This window comes from candidate division TA06 bacterium (assembly GCA_016235665.1).
Classification (GTDB): Bacteria; Edwardsbacteria; AC1; order AC1; family EtOH8; genus UBA5202.
On sequence record JACRJI010000001.1, the window covers coordinates 93,426 to 111,913 of the forward strand.

The 18,488-nt window shown below is 52.8% G+C and carries 15 protein-coding genes and 1 tRNA gene; 5 read left to right on the plus strand and 11 right to left on the minus strand.

Annotated features, from left to right (window positions below; translation table 11 throughout):
- Positions 1-95 precede the first annotated feature (95 nt).
- The 4 genes from HZA73_00440 to HZA73_00455 are packed head-to-tail and all read left to right on the plus strand — an operon-like array spanning position 96 to position 5,856.
- Positions 96-2,249, plus strand: a complete 2,154-nt coding sequence (locus HZA73_00440) for a hypothetical protein (GenBank protein MBI5804493.1) — start codon at positions 96-98, stop codon at positions 2,247-2,249.
- 3 nt (positions 2,250-2,252) lie between these two features.
- Positions 2,253-3,506: a glycosyltransferase family 4 protein gene (locus tag HZA73_00445; protein ID MBI5804494.1), complete on the plus strand. Its 1,254-nt coding sequence runs from the start codon at positions 2,253-2,255 to the stop codon at positions 3,504-3,506.
- Positions 3,503-4,945, plus strand: a complete 1,443-nt coding sequence (locus HZA73_00450) for a glycosyltransferase family 39 protein (protein MBI5804495.1) — start codon at positions 3,503-3,505, stop codon at positions 4,943-4,945. Before HZA73_00445 ends, HZA73_00450 begins: the two co-directional genes overlap by 4 nt.
- Before the next feature lie 47 nt (positions 4,946-4,992).
- The gene (locus tag HZA73_00455) at positions 4,993-5,856 is read left to right on the plus strand and encodes a glycosyltransferase family 2 protein (GenBank protein ID MBI5804496.1); all 864 of its coding nucleotides are present in this window, start codon (positions 4,993-4,995) and stop codon (positions 5,854-5,856) included.
- Between the two features lie 46 nt (positions 5,857-5,902).
- Here HZA73_00455 and smpB read toward each other — a convergent pair whose 3' ends face one another.
- Positions 5,903-6,361, minus strand: a complete 459-nt coding sequence (gene smpB / locus HZA73_00460) for an SsrA-binding protein SmpB (protein ID MBI5804497.1) — start codon at positions 6,359-6,361, stop codon at positions 5,903-5,905.
- 47 nt (positions 6,362-6,408) lie between these two features.
- On the opposite strand from smpB, the gene HZA73_00465 reads away from it, so the two are divergent.
- A tRNA-Leu gene (locus HZA73_00465) sits at positions 6,409-6,496 on the plus strand.
- A gap of 95 nt (positions 6,497-6,591) precedes the next feature.
- Here the strand turns inward: HZA73_00465 and HZA73_00470 are convergent.
- The 10 genes from HZA73_00470 to HZA73_00515 all read right to left on the minus strand — a co-directional run bounded on the left by HZA73_00470 (position 6,592) and on the right by HZA73_00515 (position 18,483).
- Complete coding sequence (locus HZA73_00470; GenBank protein ID MBI5804498.1) at positions 6,592-6,960, minus strand: DUF2007 domain-containing protein; 369 nt, start codon at positions 6,958-6,960, stop codon at positions 6,592-6,594.
- 3 nt (positions 6,961-6,963) lie between these two features.
- Complete coding sequence (locus HZA73_00475) at positions 6,964-8,376, minus strand: diguanylate cyclase (GenBank protein MBI5804499.1); 1,413 nt, start codon at positions 8,374-8,376, stop codon at positions 6,964-6,966.
- A gap of 21 nt (positions 8,377-8,397) precedes the next feature.
- Positions 8,398-11,175 (minus strand): adenylate/guanylate cyclase domain-containing protein, encoded by a 2,778-nt coding sequence (locus HZA73_00480; protein MBI5804500.1) that lies wholly within the window; start codon positions 11,173-11,175, stop codon positions 8,398-8,400.
- Positions 11,175-11,903, minus strand: a complete 729-nt coding sequence (locus HZA73_00485) for a creatininase family protein (GenBank protein ID MBI5804501.1) — start codon at positions 11,901-11,903, stop codon at positions 11,175-11,177. Before HZA73_00485 ends, HZA73_00480 begins: the two co-directional genes overlap by 1 nt.
- 85 nt (positions 11,904-11,988) lie before the next feature.
- Complete coding sequence (locus tag HZA73_00490; GenBank protein ID MBI5804502.1) at positions 11,989-13,983, minus strand: tetratricopeptide repeat protein; 1,995 nt, start codon at positions 13,981-13,983, stop codon at positions 11,989-11,991.
- 20 nt (positions 13,984-14,003) lie between these two features.
- Complete coding sequence (locus tag HZA73_00495; protein MBI5804503.1) at positions 14,004-14,699, minus strand: rhomboid family intramembrane serine protease; 696 nt, start codon at positions 14,697-14,699, stop codon at positions 14,004-14,006.
- Positions 14,700-14,792: 93 nt separating this feature from the next.
- Entirely contained in the window at positions 14,793-16,853 is a 2,061-nt protein-coding gene (locus tag HZA73_00500) for a hypothetical protein (protein ID MBI5804504.1), read from the minus strand.
- A 130-nt stretch (positions 16,854-16,983) separates the two neighbouring features.
- Positions 16,984-17,283, minus strand: coding sequence for a DUF4234 domain-containing protein (locus HZA73_00505; GenBank protein MBI5804505.1), 300 nt, complete (start codon positions 17,281-17,283; stop codon positions 16,984-16,986).
- 116 nt (positions 17,284-17,399) lie between these two features.
- On the minus strand, positions 17,400-17,735 hold the full coding sequence (locus HZA73_00510) for a PAS domain-containing protein (GenBank protein ID MBI5804506.1): 336 nt from the start codon (positions 17,733-17,735) through the stop codon (positions 17,400-17,402).
- Positions 17,736-17,796: 61 nt separating this feature from the next.
- Entirely contained in the window at positions 17,797-18,483 is a 687-nt protein-coding gene (locus HZA73_00515; protein ID MBI5804507.1) for a GGDEF domain-containing protein, read from the minus strand.
- Positions 18,484-18,488 lie beyond the last annotated feature (5 nt).

Sequence of the window (18,488 nt, forward strand, 5' to 3'; positions counted from 1 at the left end):
TATTTAAATCCAAAAGGTGAAAGGCTTTTTTCGGAAAAACATTCCGGCATAAAATTGTTGACTTTGGCCAGCCGGTTGGGTTATTATCTAAAGATATGAATAAACAATCATCTATAAAGCATGTTTGGCCGGGCTTGGTCCTGACGTTTCTGTTTTTGGGATCAGAGGCATCTTCCCAAAGCTGGACCAGCTATACCAATTATAACCAGGTTATAAAACTGGCTTTGGATCCCTCTTCGCCCAGTCTTTGGGGCGCCACCCCCGGCGGGGCCGTTTTATTTTCCTGGCAGGATACGGTGTTGGTTGAGAAATGCGACAACACCAACGGCCTTCCCAATGTTGAGCTTTCTTCTTTTGCCATTGGCCGTCACGGTTACAAATGGTTCGGCACCTGCGGCGGCGGGATAGCCAGGCTGGATTCCACCGGGTCATCCTGGCGGGTTTTCAATGCCATAGACGGCCTGCTTTCTGACACGGTCACAGCCCTTTGTAGTTACCAGGATTACATCTTTGCCGGAACCAAACAGGGCATGTCCTTTTCCAATGACTATGAATCCTGGCCGGGCGTTTCCAACAATCTGGTATTCCCCAATTTGCAGACCATTAATTCCATTAGCCATCGGAATGATACTCTTTGGATTGCAACTGATGTGGGCCTGGCGAGGGCTGCCGCTTCCTATTTTATCAACCATGCTTCTCCCTCCTGGCAGCGTGATTCGGCTTTCGGTTTAAGTTCGCGCAATGTACAGTGCGTCTTTTTATCCGATACCGTCAGCATAATCGGCACCTTGACCGGCGCGGCAAAGCTGATTGGCGGGAACTGGCAAAGAATAGACTCTTTAAATGGTTATCAGGTTCGAAACATTACCCAACTTGGAGATTCCCTGTTCTTCGCCACCAACCAGGGCATCAGGATGAGCTGTCAGGGTGTATGGATCAATCTGTCAGCGGGGCTTTTAAGTGCCAATGCTTATTCCTTGGCCATTGACGGACTAGGCCGCCTTTGGTGCGGAACAGAATTGGGACTTGCAGTTCTGCAGGGCAGTGCTTGGCATCCTTACCGATTTAATTGTATAGGAAGTAATGCCTGTTTCAGGGTAACCTGCGACCAAACAGGAAACCCTTACATTATCACCCGGCCTCAAAAAGAAATTCAGTACTTGCTGGATGGACAATGGCAGACATACAATCAGGCTAACACCGGCATGCCTTTTTCCCTTTTGGAACGTTTGGCAATTGACAAACATGGGAACTTGCTGGCCGGAAGTTGGGGATCGGGTCTTTTCATCCGTAATTCGGCAGGAATATGGAGACAGTATATAGCAGAATTACCGACCAATGTAATTAAAAACATATTGCTTACGGAAAATGGATTTTATCTTGCCCAGTGGGGGCATGATTACCGGGATCCCGTAACATTTTACAGTTATGCCGACACCCTGTTTCATGTTTACTGGGGTCCCATAGAAACGATGCGGCCTAATACCCTATCTATTGATGGGGATAGAACTTTGTGGGTGGGCACCAATGCGTCAGGACTTTATAACAGAAATTATACCGGCCTTTGGCAAAATTTCAACGAGACCAATTCAGAACTGCCTACCAGTCCCGTAAATGCACTATCCTGCGATAACAATGGGCGGCTTTGGATCGGTACCGTAAATGGCCTGTTCTTTTTTGATGGGAAGAAGATAGAATCCTATCCCCACCCCTTGCTTTCCGGAACGATCATTTCCATAAAAGTCGACCGGGCCAACAACAAATGGATCGGCACCGACAAAGGCCTTAATCTTATTACCTGGGACGGTCAGGTACAGGCTTACACCCAACGGGACCTGGGAAACAACGGCTCCAGGCTTTTAAACGACAACATCAACGAAATTGCCGTCGCCCCGTTAGACGATCAAACCGACGGTATTTACGTTACGACAGAAAAGGGCCTGAGCCTTCTAAAATACAACCTAGTGCTGCCCCGCCAAACGCTATCCGTGAATGTAGCGCCAAACCCTTACCGCCCGGGCCGGGATCCCTACTTTTACTTCAGCAACCTGCCCTCACAATCGGTGGTCAGGATATTCACTTTGGACGGTCGTCTGCTGGAAACATTCCATGGGCCCACGGCGCCGGAACATATTTTAGTTATTAACCCCAAAGATATATCGTCAAAACTTGTCTCTGGACTCTATCTTTGCCATGTCAGCGCCCCGGGGTTCAAACAAACTGTCTGCAAACTGGCCGTCACCCGCTGAATCATGAAGAACCTTCTGATATTAAGCTACTACTATCCGCCTCTGGGATTAAGCGGGGTACAGCGGACCGTCAAGTTCGTCAAATACCTGCCCCAGTTCGGGTGGAACCCCATCGTCATCGCGCCCCGCCCCCGCGGCAGCTACATATATGACCCGGCCCTTGGTGCCGAAGTGGCCCAAGCCAAAGTGTTCCGCACCTGGTCCCTGGATCCGCTTTTTTTATCTCCCCAAAAGAACACCGGATCCGCCATTCACAAGAACTCCCTTGCTTCCCGGATAAACCGCTGGCTGTTGCCGGACAACAAGACCGGCTGGATCCCCTTTGCCCTGCAGGCTGGCATGAAGGCTGCCAGGCAATTCCCCATTGATGCCATCTATTCCACCGCTCCCCCCTATTCCTCCCACTTGGCCGGGGTATTGCTGAAAAAGTTTTTAGATAGGCCATTGGTGGCTGATTTTCGTGATGCCTGGACCAGTTATACCTGGACCAAATATCCGGCCGGCCCCCTGCGAAAATTGGACCATAAAATGGAAGAACTGGTTTTAAAAAACGCCGACCTGGTCACTGCGGTCAATAGCCGGATACTTGATGATCTCTGCGGCCTTCATCCCAGGATTGACGGTTCCAAATTTCATCTGGTCTCCCACGGTTACGACCCCGAAGATTTTGCCGGAGCCTCAAGTCCGGATCCGGATCATTTTACCATTGCCTACACCGGTACTTTCATCAACAATCGCAGCCCCAGGACCCTGTTCGAGGCTGTTAAGCTGCTCCGGAAGCAGAATTTTTCCGGGCTGAACAAATTAAGGATAGTGTTTGCCGGCAGTCACCGGGAGAGTGACCTGGCTTTAGTAAAAGAATTCGAGTTGAACTCCATTGTCCGGTTTACCGGGTACCTTACCCACCGGCAAAGCATAAAGATTCTGACGGAGGCCAATCTGTTGTGGCTGACAATGGGGCCTGAGGAGACCGCCAACGTCACACCCGGTAAATTATTTGAGTATTTAGGCTCCCAAAAACCCATCGCCGCCTCCATTCCTTCAAATGGAGCGGCGGCCAAGATAGTTATTGGTGCGGGAGCCGGCTCCGTGGTTGCCCCTGATGATACGTCCGGCTTGGCCGGGATCATCCGGCAGCAGATGTCCGCCTGGGAGAACAAAAAAACAGCATCCCCGATTGACCCGGAAAGGCTGAAATTCTTCGACCGGCGGCTCATCACCCAACAGTTTAGCGATTTGCTGAACGGACTGTCATGAGAGAACGGCTTTGGGAAAATATAAAGTCATTTAAGTTTGCCCCGGAAATGCTTTTGGCCGGGATCGCACTGCTGGTCATGATCCCGTCTTTAGGCATCGGGCCCATCAGCGATGATTTTTCCTGGCTGCAATTGGCCAAACAGGGATACTCCCAAAGCATTGGACAGTATCTTTCCCAGCCAGCCCCCTTTGGGTATTTTCGCCCGCTGCCGATGTTGTTTTTTAAAACAGCCTGGCAGATTTTCGGGCCTGCCCTGTGGCTGTACCGGTTGACCGCCTTATTGCTCCATGCCCTGACGGTGATATTGATCTACCGGCTGGCCCGCTTGTTTTCCTTTTCGGGCAGGGTTTCCCTGATTTCGTCAGTCATCTTTGCCCTGATGCCCTGTCACGCCGAAGCCCTTCTTTGGTTGTGTTCGGTGAACGAGCTTTTTTCTGCGTTTTTCATTTTGGCCGGCATTTATCTTTTCTTTTCCAGACCTTACTGGAGGGGTGTGTTAATATCCTCCGTATTTTTCTTACTGGCCCTTTTATCCCGGGAAAGTGCTTTTTGCTTCATTCCGCTGTTGCTGATGCTTTCCCTGCCCCGTATCATGGGGATTTGGCGGCGATTGGCCCTTGCAATAACCGCGCCAACTTTTCTATACGTAGTCTTTAGAGCATTATGGTTAGGAGGTCTCCCGGATTCTTACCTGCCTCCGGCTCCCGGTCGGATGGACCTGAACCTGCTGGGAATGTCCATCCGCCTGGCCCAGTATCTGATCAAGATTCTGCTGCCTGTCAAAAGCCTGATGGAATTGTTTGCCTTTAGGCCCTATGTCTGGTTCCGGGAGATATACAGTTTTCCGCAGATGCATCCCGTGGCATTCTGGGCAACCAGCATAAGCGCGTTATTGATCATATTGTTTTCTTTTTACGGAGTGGTAAAAACTTCCGGGCGCCAGATCGTCTGGCCGTTTTTGTTTTCCGCCCTGGCTTTATCTGTTTATCTTCCTTTTTACAATACCGGAGAAAGGTTCCTTTACTTGCCTTCGGCTGGCGTGGCAGTCGGATTGTCGCTCTGGATCGCAAAAATAATTGGCAATAAAAGAAATTTGGGGCTTAGTCTGTTGGCCCTGACCCTTATGATTTACGGAATTTCCTTCGGCAACCGCATTTACCGTTGGCACCGGGTGGGAGACGTAACCGCCCAAGCCCTGGCCCGGCTTGATCAAAGAACGGAAATGCTTGCACCGGGTTCCCAGGTGTATCTGACTGATATGCCTGGCCTGGTATTCGGGATACCTTGTTTCAGTTATTACACCTTTAACCATGCTTGGGAGTATACTTTCCCCGGACGGAAGGTCGAGTATTATTTTGACCCGGCCCCTAAGCCCAAAAAGATTGGTGCCGCTTTTTCTTTTTCCCTGAAAGAGCTTGATTTTAGCCCCCTGCCATAACAATCTGTTGCCCCCTTAACGAAATGTTTAACCGACAGATGCACGGTATGTCACGAATATCAATCGTAATTGTAACCTGGAACAGCCAGGATTACATCTGCCACTGTCTTGATTCACTGTTTTCCCAGAATCATGACCTGGAGATTATTATTATTGACAATGGCTCTATGGATTCCACCTTGGATATCCTACGGGAATACCGGACCAGGGTAACAATTATTGCAAACCAGAGTAACCTTGGTTTTGCCAGAGCGGTGAACCAAGGTTTAAAATTGGCATCCGGAGAAATTATCCTGCTTTTGAATCCCGATACAGTGCTTACTCCCGGAACGCTGGAAACCATGTCCGGTTACTTGGCTGAGCATCCCCAGGTCTGGGCCCTAGGCCCCCAGCTTTTGAATATGGACGGTTCTGTCCAGCGTTCCTGCCGCCAGTTCCCCGATGGCCGGATAATGTTTTATGAATTCGCCGGACTGTCCAAAATGTTCCCTAAAAGCAAAACCTTTGCCCGATGGAGGATGGGCTACTTTGATCATTTAATCCCCGCAGAAGTGGACCAGCCCATGGGGGCCTGTCTGATGGTCAGAAAAGAAGTGCTTAAAAAAGTAGGTCTGCTGGATGAAAAGAATTTCCCCATGTTCTTTAACGAGGTGGACTGGTGCCTGCGGATCAACCGGGCCGGAGGAAAACTATTTTTTCTGCCCCAGGCCAAAGTCTATCACCACCACGGCGTCAGCACCCGCCGGGCAAAGAAGGCCATGGTCATCAGCTCGCACCAAAGCCTGGCCCGGTATTTTTCCAAGCATTACCCCGGGAGGATCTCCACCCTGCTGATAAATATCTTGATCATAGCCGTCATACCTCTCCGCATTTTGCTACAGAGCAATGGGAAATTGTATGAAAAGCGTTAGCCCTTAGGGGTAATTCCAGAATATTACCGGTAAGCAAAAGAGCGCATCATTCCCGATGCGCTCTTTTGCTTACCGCCCTGATTTCCCGTTCCACATCCCTTTTCTTGATATCCTCCCGGCGGTCATAGAACTTCTTCCCCTTGCCCAGCGCCAGCTGGATCTTGACCCTCCCGTTCTTAAAATACATTGAAAGGGGGATCAGGGTCAACCCTTTCTCCTGTGTCTTGGAACACAGCTTTTTGATCTCGGTCTTGTGCAGCAGCAGCTTGCGGGGCCGGACCGATTCCTGGTTAAAGCGGTTGCCGTGGTCGTAGGGTGAGATATGCATCCCATATACAAAGACCTCGCCACCCTTGGCCAGGGCATAGCTCTCTTTGAGATTGGCCAATCCCTGACGGATGGACTTGACCTCGGTCCCGGTCAGGGCCAGACCGGCCTCCAGGGATTCCAGGATCTCGTAGTCGTGCCTGGCGCTGCGGTTTTGGATGCTGGGATCTTTTTGCATTTTTTCTTGACAGTAACCGGTATTATGGTTTATAATTATAGTTCTATGCCGGAGTGGTGAAATTTGGTATACGCGCAAGGCTCAGAACTTTGTGGTCGCAAGGCCATGGGGGTTCAAATCCCCCCTCCGGCACCATATAGGCTCCAAGTTATATAGTAGTCCGTCCCAAGCGGGCACCATGTATCCGAAATATCCGAAAATGAACCGTAAGTGTTTCACTTGCGGTTTTTTTATTTTCCCTCTTCAGGCCCCTCTTGTTCCGGAGCCGAAAGATACTCGTTTATCAGCTCCTGGGCCCGTGTCCGGTCCCCCTCCAGCACTAAAAGCCTACCCCAGCGCGGCCGGAGCATCATGGCCACGCCGGCGTAAGCCGGGATCTCCTCCGACTTCAATATGCATCTGATGCCGTTGTCCTCCAGCAACGCCGCCAGGGATTGGCCGATCATCTGTTCCGGCGGATCGAAGACCGGCACCAGCTCAGCTTCCGGGACTGTCTCATCTGGGAACTCCGGCAGCTTCCCGATCAAAGGGCTGCCGCAGCCGGAACAGGTTTGAAAATCCTCCCGGTATTCTGACCGGCACATAGGGCAATACTTCATCTTTCACTCCGCCATCTGAACCCGGTTTTTGCCGGTTTCCTTGACCCGGTACATGGCCTTGTCGGCTTTGGACAGCAGTTCGTCCATGGTCTGGCCGTGTTCGGGATAAACCGCGATCCCGATGCTGGCCGTTATCTTGCAGGAAAGCTTGTGGGCGGTTAAAAATGGCTCGGCCTCGATCTTTTTTCTGACGGCCTCAGCCAGGCTTTTAGCCTCGGCCGCACCCTTGAACGGCAGGATGATCACATACTCGTCACCGCCATAGCGCGAGGCCAGGTCGGGAGATTTGACCAGGGCTCCGATCCGGTCGGCCACCTCTTTCAATGTCTGTCCCCCCAGCAGATGCCCGTAAGTATCGTCCACTTCCTTCATGTGATCAAGATCGATGAACAGCACCGCCAGGTTTCTGTTCTGTTTTTTTGCCTCGGCCAGGGCTTTCTTGAAGAACAAATCGCAATGCCGGGAGTTGGATAAACCGGTCAAGTCGTCAGTGACCGCAAGCTTTTGGGCCTTCTCATACAATCTGGCGTTCTCGATGGCGATGGCCGCATGGTCGGTCAGTGTCTGCAGCAGCTCCAGGTCCTTTTGGTTGAAGGGCTCCGGACCCAGTTTGTTGATGATCTCAAAGACCCCGATCAGCCTGCCCCGGGAGATCAAAGGGGTGGCGATGATAGATCTGGTCTTGAATCCTGTCTTATTGTCCAGCCCTTTGAAAAAGCGCTGGTCATTTGACACGTCCGGCACGATCACCGGCTCCCCGTGCTGGGCCACCCACCCGGCCACTCCCTGGCCCAGGGCCAGCCGCATCTCCCTGATTTGATCGCCCTTTTCCCCCAGGGCCACCTCGAACACCAGTTCCTGGCTGGCCTCGTCCAGCATCAGTATGGACCAGGCCTCGGCCTTTATCAGGTCCTTGATCTTGGACATCACTATGTCCAGCACTTCTTTGAGCTTGAGGGTGGAGTTCAGGGTCCGGGCCACCGCATTGAAAGTTGAGAGTTCCCGCACCCTCTGTTCCAGGTCGGACAACAGCTGTTTATTGGAAAGCACCAGCCGGCGGCGCTCCAGTCCCCGTTCCACAGTGACCAGCAGTTCCTCGTGTCCGAACGGCTTGTTTATGTAGTCGAAGACCCCCTTTTTCAGCTGTTCCCGGGCCTCGGAGCTTAAACTCCGGTCCACAAACAGCACCACCGGAACATCGGGCCGAAGCTGGCGCAGTTCCTTTAATATCTGCAAACCCTTGCGCCCGGCCAGTTCGGCCTCCATCAGCAGCAGATCGGCGTCCTCCTGTTCCAGCAGTCCGGGGGCCTTGGACGGCTTGTCGGCCAGCACCGCCTGATGTCCGTAACGGGAAAGCACATGAACCACCGTCAGGGCAAACAGCCGGTCCTCATCCACTATCAGAATCTTGGCCATGTTAGCCTTCGCAAATGATTTTTAAAGATTGGGTTTTAACTCGTAGACCAGCTTGATCTCGGCCCGGTCCTCCATCTGGTATAATGCGCCTTCATCGCCCACCACCAGGCTGCCGGATACCGACCCGAACTTCAGGCTTTGGTTCTTCTCATTCTCGCTTTTAATGGGAGTTTTAAGCCCCACCCGGGTGATCTCGAAATCAGCCGCCGGGAAATGATAATTGCCGTCGGGCAGCACTGCTCCGGCCATGCTGTATGCCTCCCACAGGCTTTTCTCCCAGGCCTCGGGTCCGGAGATGTTCCCGGCCGCAAAATCCTTTTGGTAGGCCGGCTCGAACCTTTCGGAATTCAACAGCAGGTTGAAACAGGCTGACTGGTCCAGCATCACCACCGAGCGCATGGGATCGCGGCCGGTGGCCAGCAGGCTGGCATCGTTGACCAGGGTCCCGCACAGGTCCAGGTCCCCGGCGGCATTGAAGGCCAGGAACACCTCGCGCCCCGGTTCGCCGGAGCAGATCCCCACCCCCAGACGGAACAGGGCCTTGAATTCCGGCGGCAGGACCGCGTAATTAGTTCCCTGGTGCAGGATCTCCCGCTCCTTGGCCTCTTTGAACCATTCCCTGTAACTGGAGAAATTATCCTGGATGAACCGCTCAGCGGTCTTCAGCATCTGGCAGGCACAATCGGCCGCCAGACGGGATGATTCGACCGAAGGCTTCATGGCCAGCTCGGCCCCGGCTGCGATGGAATGGCGGATCCTCATCCCCTTGGCCCCGGCCATTTCCTTGTAGCATTTTTCGTAAAGCTCCGGTCCATTCTCGCCGAACCAGGCCAGCCCGCCATCTCCGGTATCCTTGATCAGCATCCCCCCATGCTGCCTGATTACCTGGGCTATCAGGTACCCCAGTTTGTTCTTGATCTCCCTTTCCCGCTCGGCCTGATTAAGTTTGGCGCTCATAAAACTGGAGCCCCGGATGTCGTACATCATCACCGCAATGTTGCGCCCGTAGCGCTTTAAAAGGCGGCTCCTAAGCTCCCGGGTGTGCTCGCCTATCATCTGGGGCGGTGAGCAGACCTTGCCCTGGGCGGCCATGATGCAGTGGCGGGATGTGTTCTTTAATGACTCGTTCAGGTAACGGACCTCGTCAAACAATTCCTGCTGCCTCATCAGGGGGGGATCCTTGGCCAGCAGAGGCGGCCATAGTTTGACCAGCTGCGATGCCCGCCGGCAGAAGATCAGGGGTTCGGCCGACTCTTTCAGGAAGCTCCGGTAACCTGTGATTATCCGTTCCACATGGTACAGCCGGCCTCCGCCTTTCTCTTCCACCAGACCCTCCAGGGCCTTCAGGTCGCATTGGGCCTCCTCCAGTTCCTGTTTGATCTTCTGGTACTGGGGATCTTTGGGGTTGCGCTTTTGAAAATCCCTTTCCAGGGGGCCGGCCCGGCCCTGGGCCAGATCCACCGCCTGGCGGAACAGCTCCATCAGCTCCTGGGAATGCTTCTGGGCCCATTCCTCCCATTTGTTGTCGATGTGCAGCGAGTAAAGTTTGAACTGGGTCAGATGCTGCATCAGGTCCAGGCTGGGATCCTGGGCCTTTGAGGTCAGCATTCCCAAAAGTTCCTTGGCCGGCATCTTTTGAAGATACCTGGTCTTTTCCAGGTATCCCTGCAGATTGCGTTCCTTGCGTTCCAGGTCGCCCAGGTGCCAGAGTTGGGCAAACAATCCCCGCTGAAACTGGACCATGCTGTCGCTGACTTTGGCCGACAGAGTGATCAGGCTTTCGGAACTGAATTTTCCCTCCACCGTCTTGTTCATCTCGGCATTGTTCTGGATCACCAGATCCTGAGTCTGCTTTTTTATCCCGGCCGAATATTTTTGCAGCTCCAGCAGCTCTGCGTTGACGCGGTTTTCAAGTTCCAGGGATTTTTTAACCACTAATTTTTGGATCTCTTTGACTGCCAGTTCCGAGGCCTGGGGCAGTTTCCCGGTTATCAGGCTGATGATCTCTTCCGGCTTGGTAAAATTGGCCGAATTTATTTTTTCCCACAGCAATTCCTCTTCGGCCTTGATCTGATCGGTGTACAACAGATAGAAAATCCTGGCAAAAAGCCAGGGATTGAGGTTATGCTCCCAAAGAAGGAAGGACATCTCTTTGGCCTGGCCGCCCTCCGCCCCGATCGGGGCATCCCAGGACTGGTCAAGCAGGCCGTCCAGAATGCCTGTCCTGACAAGTTTCTGGGACAGTACTTTTTGGCGGAGCGGTTTAAGCAGTCCGGAGATCTCCAGGCCCAGCCTGCGGTCGATGGCCGGCCTCAGCCGGAGAGTTTGCTCCGGCTGCCCATCCCACCAGGCCTGGGCGGCTTCCGACATCAGTTGCCGGTATGACAGTTCAAAAACCAGCGCCAGATGTGGCTTGGAGGAAACAAAATTGGAATAAAGTTCCTCGATGATCCCGTAATATATGTTCTGACCGAACTCCCGCCATTTGGCCCAGGACCCTTCACCGCCGCCGGTGAACTCGGCCAAACAGCAGTCCATCAGCAGCTGGGCAGCCTGGCCGTGAAAATCGCGGGCTCCCCGTGGCAATTCCACATAGATCACTCCCGGCTCGGGTCCCTCGGAAAATATCTTGAGGAAACCGGCGTCGATATGGTTTTCCTCCAGGTAATTCTCCAACCCCTTCAGGATGTTCCGGGCCTCGGCCGAACGGCCCCAGGCTTCTTCCAGCCTTCCGAAATAACGCCCGGCCAGGGCCGCCTGTTTTTCCAGTTCGGATATCTGTACGGAGATGTCTGCCATCAGTCTAATTTCTCCCAGTCGTTTAAAATTGTCCGGGCCTCGTCTGATATCAGCTTGACCGCCTCATCCATGTACTTGCGAGCCTTAGGAACATCGAAAACCGGATAACCCAGGCCCCTTTGGTTCAAGATCATCGAAGAATGAAAGGGATAGGGCGTCATCCCCGGCGGATAATCGCCCACCTCCTGTTTTTGGTAATCTTTTTGGGCTACCAGGCCCGGATCCACCGCCATCAGGGCCGATAGTTCATCTGCTCCGGCGTGGCCGGTGCCTTTGAAATATTTCTGGCCGACAGCTGATGAAGCTTCCCACCAGTGAATGATCAATGTCCTGGCCTTGTTTTGCTGCCATAGATACGGGCCCACCGGCTTAAGGCAGTCATTGTTCCCGCCGTGTCCGTTCATTATTATGATGTACTTGAACCCGGCCTGAGTAAGGCTCAGGGCGGTCTCCTTTACATAGGCGGTCAAAGTTTCCGGGGAAACGGTCAGCGATCCGGGGAAACCGATCAGCGACCTGGTCAGGCCGTAGGGAATGGTGGGCGCCACCAGGGCGTTGAGCGGCCCGGCCAGTTTTTGGCAGATATATTCCGGGATGAAGGCATCCGTTCCCAGCGCCCCCGGCCCGTGGGCTTCTATGGTTCCCACCGGCAGCAGCACCCGGTTGGTCTTGGCGGGGACCAGTTTTTGGAATTGTTTCCAGTTAAGCCTGGCCATTGTTCTTTCCATATTCACCGTCCTTGCCCTGATTTTTTTCAGTTGATATTGAAGTGGTTGTCCCCGCCAAGGGCCATCAGAATAGAAAATGAAATTTTTACTTGGAGCGGTAAGGTTTCAGTTTGGCCAGCACGGCCGGATCAGGAGCGGCCCCCAGTTTCAGCGCCTGGTCGTAATGAACTACCGCCTGGTTATAGTCTTTCCGGAGATAGCTGACATAAGACATCTGTTCGTGAAACAAGTGGCCTTCCGGGCGTATCCTCAGGACGGCTTGCAACAAGTTTTGGGCTTTATCAAAAGACCCTTGGCTGATGTACATTGCGGCCAAATTGTAATTGGCCGTCTGATTCCCCCCATCCAGCTCTATTGCCTTAAGATACTCCCTCTCAGCCTGGTCGTACAAACCAATCTTCAGATGAACGCTCCCCAGATTGGCTTGGGCCTCAGCCCAGTCCGGTTTAAGCCTTATCGCTTCGCCAAATTCCCGCTCGGCTTCCGGCAGCCTCCCTGACAGATAATAAAAGCTGCCTAAATTATTATGGGCCGAAGCCAGCCGGGGATCAGCCCTGATCGCCTTTTCAAATTGTTCCCGGGCCTGATCCGGTAAGTTTTGCTGGTAATAGACGGACCCCAGATTGTCCATGGCCTCGGCCAGGCCAGGTCGGTACTGCAAAGCTGTTTTGAACTGTTGTTCCGCCAGACCGTAATTGCCCTTCAGTCGGTATAAAATCCCCAAATTGTTGTAGACCCCGGCGTAGTCCGGCGTGATCCCCAAAGCTGTTTGGTATTCCCTTTCAGCCAGATCGTACTGCCCTTTTTCCTGGTGCAACAACCCGAGGTTATAATGGACCAGTGAATTTTGGGGCGACCTTTTGCCGGCCGCCGTCCAGAATGTCTCCCGATCCTTAAAATCGTTTGAATACCAAAAGGTCCCAAAAGCCGCAAACAATATTACCAGTCTCGGAATGATCGCAGTCTTTCCCGCAGTTTCAAGTTTGAACTGGTTCACCTGGGAAAACGCCGTCAGCAGTCCCATGAAGGGCAGGTAAAACCTGTGCTCCAGGGCCAGAGTTATGAATGATCCCCTGATCACATTGGGCAGCAGAAACAATAGGGCCCATAGCAAACCGAACACAAACAAAGACCTGTCTTTAAGCCCCACCCGCCAGACCAGGCCGGCCAACAAAACCAGCGCTGTTGTCCCGTAAAAAAATGCGCCGATCTCCGGGCCGGCCACCGGCGAAAGATTCACCGGAAAAAGCGCCTTGCCCAGATAAGAGAATACGCCAGCCAGGAATTCTAACGAAGCAATTAACCTGCCGGCCTGGCCCTCCGGACTGAATCCCAGGGCGTGATTGCGGATCCAGTACCATGACAGGAATATGGCGACCCACAGAACCGCATTCAGTGCCAGCCTTTGGTATTGTCTTGGCCGTTGGGGAACCAAAAAGAAATATCCCAGGCAAAGAACCGGCAGCACCAGGGCTGACTCCTTGGTCAAAAGAGCCAGGGCAAATAACAAACCGTTCAAAAATATGTACCGATACTTTCCGGTGGCGGCAAGGTCCATAAAACACATCAGCATAGGCATGGTAAATACCGCCAGCAGAGTATCGTTCCGGCCGGGGATCCAGGCGGCCGCCTGGGTATTCAGGGGATGAACGGCGAACAACAGGGAAAAGAACAGGGCCCGGCCCGGCCCGGCATCCAGTTTTTTTAATAGCTTAAAGAACAACAGGCAGGCCGCCAAATGAAGCAAGACGTTGAACAGGTGGTACCCCCAGGCCGCCAGGCCGCTCAGCTGATAATTGAGGATAAATGAGGCGGACAACAAAGGCCGGTAAAAAACGGTAGCTCCCCTGCTCAGTTCCCCGCCAAAGGCTAACAGAATGTTCCTTAAGGAACTTAGACCCGCCAGATTATTGAGCACCAGGCTTTCATCGTCAAAATAGGTGAAACCGAAACTGACAGTCCTGAGATAGACCAAAAGTATCGACAGGGATATCAGAACCGGGGGCCAAGCGCCGTTCAACAACTTGCCGCCCGTTCTGCCTGATTTTTCCGTTGATTTATGACTGGAGGCAACTGCCATTTTTATCAATGGTTTAGTTTTTAATTATCCCAAAAAGCGCCGGTTTTTGCAACATAATTCTGCCGTTTTCTCCACCCTCCCATCGCGAATATCAGGACCATGCCGCAGGCGAACCCTCCAATGTGGGCGAACCAGGCCACCCCTCCGCCCTGCCCCCTCAACGGCAAACTGCCCAAGCCCAGCACCAGTTGCAGGATGATCCAAAAACCCAGCACCACCAGAGCCGGTATCTTGATGATCCGGATGAAGAAACCAAGGAATACCAGAGTCAGGACCCGAGCCTTGGGGTAAAGCAGGAAATACGCCCCCAACACACCGGCAATGGCTCCGGAAGCACCGACCATGGGAACGGCAGAGCCCGGGTCAGTGAGGATATGGGCCCAAGCCGCCCCGAATCCGCATAAAAGATAGAAGACCAGGTATTTGATATGCCCCAGGGCGTCCTCCACATTATCGCCGAAGATATAAAGATAAAGCATGTTACCCAGAAAATGGGCCCAGCCGGCATGAAGGAACATGGAGTATAAGATACTGGGCCAGCCCAAGGCTCCGTTCGCCATGACCTTTTCCGGCGCCGTCGCCGTCTGGAGAATGAAATGGTTCAAACCCGGCCCCAGGCTAAGTTCATAAAGGAAGGCCAGCGCATTAGCGGCGATCAGCAGGGTATTGATGAAAGAGAAGCTGGAAGAAACTATGTCATCTTTAAGCGGGATCATGTTTCGGCCTTTAGATTTTGAGCTGATAATGGGAGTTTGAATATTTTCGCTTTTTTCGCGGGATGAGCAACTTTAGGGACCTGGGTCTTCCCTTCAAACCCTTCCCCACATCCTACGCAGGCACCACTCTGCCGCCAAAAGCAGGCAGATGGCCAGTATGCCGAAGGTTAGATCGCTTGGTGAAGGATCCGGTGCCACAGGGATATTTATGTCCTTCTGCCATCCGCTGTCTTCAGGGATATCCCTTTCATCCCAGTATTTTCCCCCGCTGGCCGAGGCCATTGATTTCAGCAATCCTGCGTTCTGAATATGGTCCCGCATTTCATCTCTGCCCGGCTCCACAAAGAATTTTCCCTTGGCCGAAAAAATCTGTTTTCCGCCGTTCGGCTGAGCCGGGCCGAAGCCAAGTTCCAGACCGGTGGTGTAAGAATATTGGCCGGGTTCAAGGGATCCCAGTTCCGCCACAAAATCGCCGTTTCCCCAGTCGGCTAGTTTATATGTTGTTTTATGTCCAAAGCTGTCAGTAATGGCAACCGACCACTTGGCGCTTTTTCCTGGCTGACGGGAATAGTTTTTCCAGCGGCCGTTGAATTTGATCTCCTGCCCATGGGCATTGAGCATTCGCTCGGGCCCCGCTTCAAAACCGGACCCGTCACGGCCCAATACCCACTGCAGGCTGCTTTGCACCACCTCCCCGAACAGGGCGGTGTCCCGGCCGGCCCCGGCGGCCGCCAGCTTCCAGCGCCAAAGGTCTTCGGCCGAGATATGTACGATGCGTCCCAGGCCTTCTTCCGCCCTGGTCCACAAGGGATAGGTCTTTTTGTCGGGAGTTTGTAGACCGGCTAAAAGAATTATCTTGTCATCCCTGATACCGTAGTTTTTATTCAGGGTCAAAGGAGGCAGCCTTTTTAAGTCAGTCTCTCTGGAGGCCTCCAGCATCCCGGTGCTAAAAAGCTCCGGGGCCGGCCAGGCAGTGCCGATCACCGGCTTGATCTCCCGGCTGTAAGATATGGGGGCCAGCTGCCCGAGTATCCCGCTCTGACGGAAACTGCCCAGAAGGAAAAGTCCCCGGCCTTTTTGCCGTACCAGATTTACGATGGCTTGTTCCGCTGCGATTGGAATATCACCGGGCTTTATGTTTCCAATTATTATAGCGTCATATTTGTCCAGCGAATCAAGCTGGCCAGGAACATCCTGCTCCTGGGAAAGAATCCTTCTCCACCCCGGCTCCTGTTTTATAAGGATATCAGCGGTATAGGCGGGATTGAGACCTATTGCCTGCTGCCAGAATCTCAGATCCCATCCGGGATCAGAACAGATGAATAACAGTTTGAAATTCTTCTTGACCACGCTGATGACGGCGGAAGCCTGGTCCAGCCTTTGTTTGCCGGAGGTTTCCAAAAGAATGGCATAACGGTGAAGACCTTCCGGTTTGGGGATAATTATAAAGGACAACACCGTATCGCTTTTAAGGTCCAACCTCTTTTCCGCCAGTTTATCGTCATTCTCCCATAGGCTCACCCGGCCTCCGGTCAGCATCCCCTTAATACTCAGGCTGATCTCTGCCGGCTGACCGGCCTCGACCTCGTTATCGTTCCAGACATCGGTGATCAAGGCGTTTTTCAAGCCGCCGACCGGACCGAATCCGACGACGTAAACGGGAACACCGGCGGCGGCCACCCGGGCAGGATCTTCACCCCGGTTGTTGTTCCCATCCGATAAAAGCAGGATAGCCCCTGGCTTGTTCTTAAGCACCGAAGAAATGGCCTCGGACAAGTCTGTATATTGCACGGGCTGAAGCAGGTTGTCGGCCAGATCATCCCTCAGCCCACTGCCGGAAGTGCGTAGAGCCTTGATCCTGCTGCCCGGCAACGTCAGGGAGGAAACCTTGGCCAAAGCCCTCTGCCAGCGGTTTTGGGGCTGGCCGTCATTCAGGGTCATGCTTTGAGTGGCATCGGCCAGGACCAGCAGGCTTTGTTTTTCCCTGCCCCGCCATAGGGGAAAAAGGTCCAGCAGAACCAGGCCCAAAACAATGACCGCCCCCAGACGCAAGGCCAACAGCACCGCCCATTTGGACCGGGAAAGGCTAAAACGCTCCCGCCACCCTAGCGCCAAAGAGGCAGCCAGCAATATGATTGTCAACGTCCAGATCATGCTTTGATTATACTTTTAACCTTGGCTAAAGTCAACGTACAATTTTGTAAAGCTGCCATAAAAGAACATCCGCCCAGCCTTAAGGACAGAGCGGATGTTCACCAGTTAACGGACCATCAAACAGGTCAGATCAGGCCACATTTTTGTTGAAAGAATCCTGCACGATGGCGGCGCCGATCATCCCCAGCAGGAACAACAGGATGAAGGCCAGCACACCGGACGTCTTGCCGCCGGTGACCTTTTCCACACCTTCGGAGTACTTCCACATCCACCACAGGTTCACTAAGGGAATGATGATCAGCCAGGCGGTGGGTATCTGGGCGCCCTTGGCGTTCATCTCGATCTTGGTCTGCACCATCCAGTAAATGCTGTAAAACCCGAAAGTCACAAAGGGAAGCAAAAGTACTGCTATGGGATTTCGTTTTTTCATGGCGATCTCCTTTTAGTGTTTTGGTTGGAGTTATTGTATTCGGGCCAGAATATAATCTTGTTAGCCTTATAACTATACCCTTTAAATATCCCGAAATCAATACTTATTTTAAATAATTACTGCCTTACGAAATGGGGCATTTCCATTGGTATCTCCAGGGATAATTCCACTAATCCGCCATATTTTCCGTCCTGGAACCATGGCCCCTGATAGATCAATTTTCTCACCCCTTGCTTCTCAATAGTGTAAACATTTTTGCCCTGGTTTTTCAAAAGCCCCAGCAGCTTGGTCCGGGCCGGCTCGGGGTGGCATTCCACCAGGCTTTGGCCGATCAAGGCGGCTCCGCCGTATTTTGCGAAGGTTTTAACCGCCTTATCGTTCATATGCAGTATAATGCCCTGAGGATCGCATATAGTAACAGCGGCATCAAACTCTTTAAACCAGTCTTTCATATAGATCATCCAATATTTTGAGAATTTTGTGCTTTTTGTGGCAAAAAATGTACCCTTGCCTTCAGTACTTTACCGTGTTCCTTCCCGCCCGCTTGGCCTCGTAAAGCTTGGCGTCGGCATGACGCAGCATGACCAGATGGCTTTCCACTTTGGTGTTGTAGGCTATGCCCTGGCTTATGGTCACCTTTAATCCGTTCGCCAATTGATCCCAATCGTGCCCCTCCACCGCTTTCCGGATCCGCTCGCAGACGAAGATGGCCCCGTTGGAAGGGGTCTCCGGCAGCAGCAGCAGGAATTCCTCTCCGCCGTAACGGGCAATGAAGTCCACCTCGCGGCAGCTTTCTTTCAATATTTGAGCAACAATCATCAATACCTGGTCCCCCGTCTGGTGGCCAAAATCGTCATTGATCCGCTTGAAATGATCCAGGTCGGCCATGATCACTGTTAAGTTGCGGTTATAACGCTGAGCCCGAATAAACTCCCGGACCAGTTGAAGATCGATAAAACGGCGATTATACATCCCGGTCAGGCTGTCTTCGCTGTTCTGGCGTTCCAGCACTGCCTTCTGGGCCTGCAGCTCCTCCAGCAGCAGGGTTTTCTGCTGGTTGGCATCGGCCAGGGTCTGATATAGGTTTTGCAGCTCTGAATATGCCCGGTTCAATTCGTCTATCAGCTCTTCTTTTTTCAGGTCTTTTTTGCCCTTAAGAAGGCTGAACCTGGACATGAGTTTTTTGACTTTGTTTTTCATCGATC

What these genes read in the sequence shown, in the direction of transcription:
- smpB (MBI5804497.1), bottom strand. Translation starts at nt 6,361, where the DNA reads ATGCAAAAAGATCCCAGCATCCAAAACCGCAGCGCCAGGCACGACTAC.
- HZA73_00470 (MBI5804498.1), bottom strand. Translation starts at nt 6,960, where the DNA reads ATGAAGTATTGCCCTATGTGCCGGTCAGAATACCGGGAGGATTTTCAA.
- HZA73_00440 (MBI5804493.1), top strand. Translation starts at nt 96, where the DNA reads ATGAATAAACAATCATCTATAAAGCATGTTTGGCCGGGCTTGGTCCTG.
- HZA73_00445 (MBI5804494.1), top strand. Translation starts at nt 2,253, where the DNA reads ATGAAGAACCTTCTGATATTAAGCTACTACTATCCGCCTCTGGGATTA.
- HZA73_00485 (MBI5804501.1), bottom strand. Translation starts at nt 11,903, where the DNA reads ATGGAAAGAACAATGGCCAGGCTTAACTGGAAACAATTCCAAAAACTG.
- HZA73_00475 (MBI5804499.1), bottom strand. Translation starts at nt 8,376, where the DNA reads ATGGCCAAGATTCTGATAGTGGATGAGGACCGGCTGTTTGCCCTGACG.
- HZA73_00505 (MBI5804505.1), bottom strand. Translation starts at nt 17,283, where the DNA reads ATGAAAAAACGAAATCCCATAGCAGTACTTTTGCTTCCCTTTGTGACT.
- HZA73_00490 (MBI5804502.1), bottom strand. Translation starts at nt 13,983, where the DNA reads ATGGCAGTTGCCTCCAGTCATAAATCAACGGAAAAATCAGGCAGAACG.
- HZA73_00450 (MBI5804495.1), top strand. Translation starts at nt 3,503, where the DNA reads ATGAGAGAACGGCTTTGGGAAAATATAAAGTCATTTAAGTTTGCCCCG.
- HZA73_00500 (MBI5804504.1), bottom strand. Translation starts at nt 16,853, where the DNA reads ATGATCTGGACGTTGACAATCATATTGCTGGCTGCCTCTTTGGCGCTA.
- HZA73_00455 (MBI5804496.1), top strand. Translation starts at nt 4,993, where the DNA reads ATGTCACGAATATCAATCGTAATTGTAACCTGGAACAGCCAGGATTAC.
- HZA73_00515 (MBI5804507.1), bottom strand. Translation starts at nt 18,483, where the DNA reads ATGAAAAACAAAGTCAAAAAACTCATGTCCAGGTTCAGCCTTCTTAAG.
- HZA73_00495 (MBI5804503.1), bottom strand. Translation starts at nt 14,699, where the DNA reads ATGATCCCGCTTAAAGATGACATAGTTTCTTCCAGCTTCTCTTTCATC.
- HZA73_00510 (MBI5804506.1), bottom strand. Translation starts at nt 17,735, where the DNA reads ATGAAAGACTGGTTTAAAGAGTTTGATGCCGCTGTTACTATATGCGAT.
- HZA73_00480 (MBI5804500.1), bottom strand. Translation starts at nt 11,175, where the DNA reads ATGGCAGACATCTCCGTACAGATATCCGAACTGGAAAAACAGGCGGCC.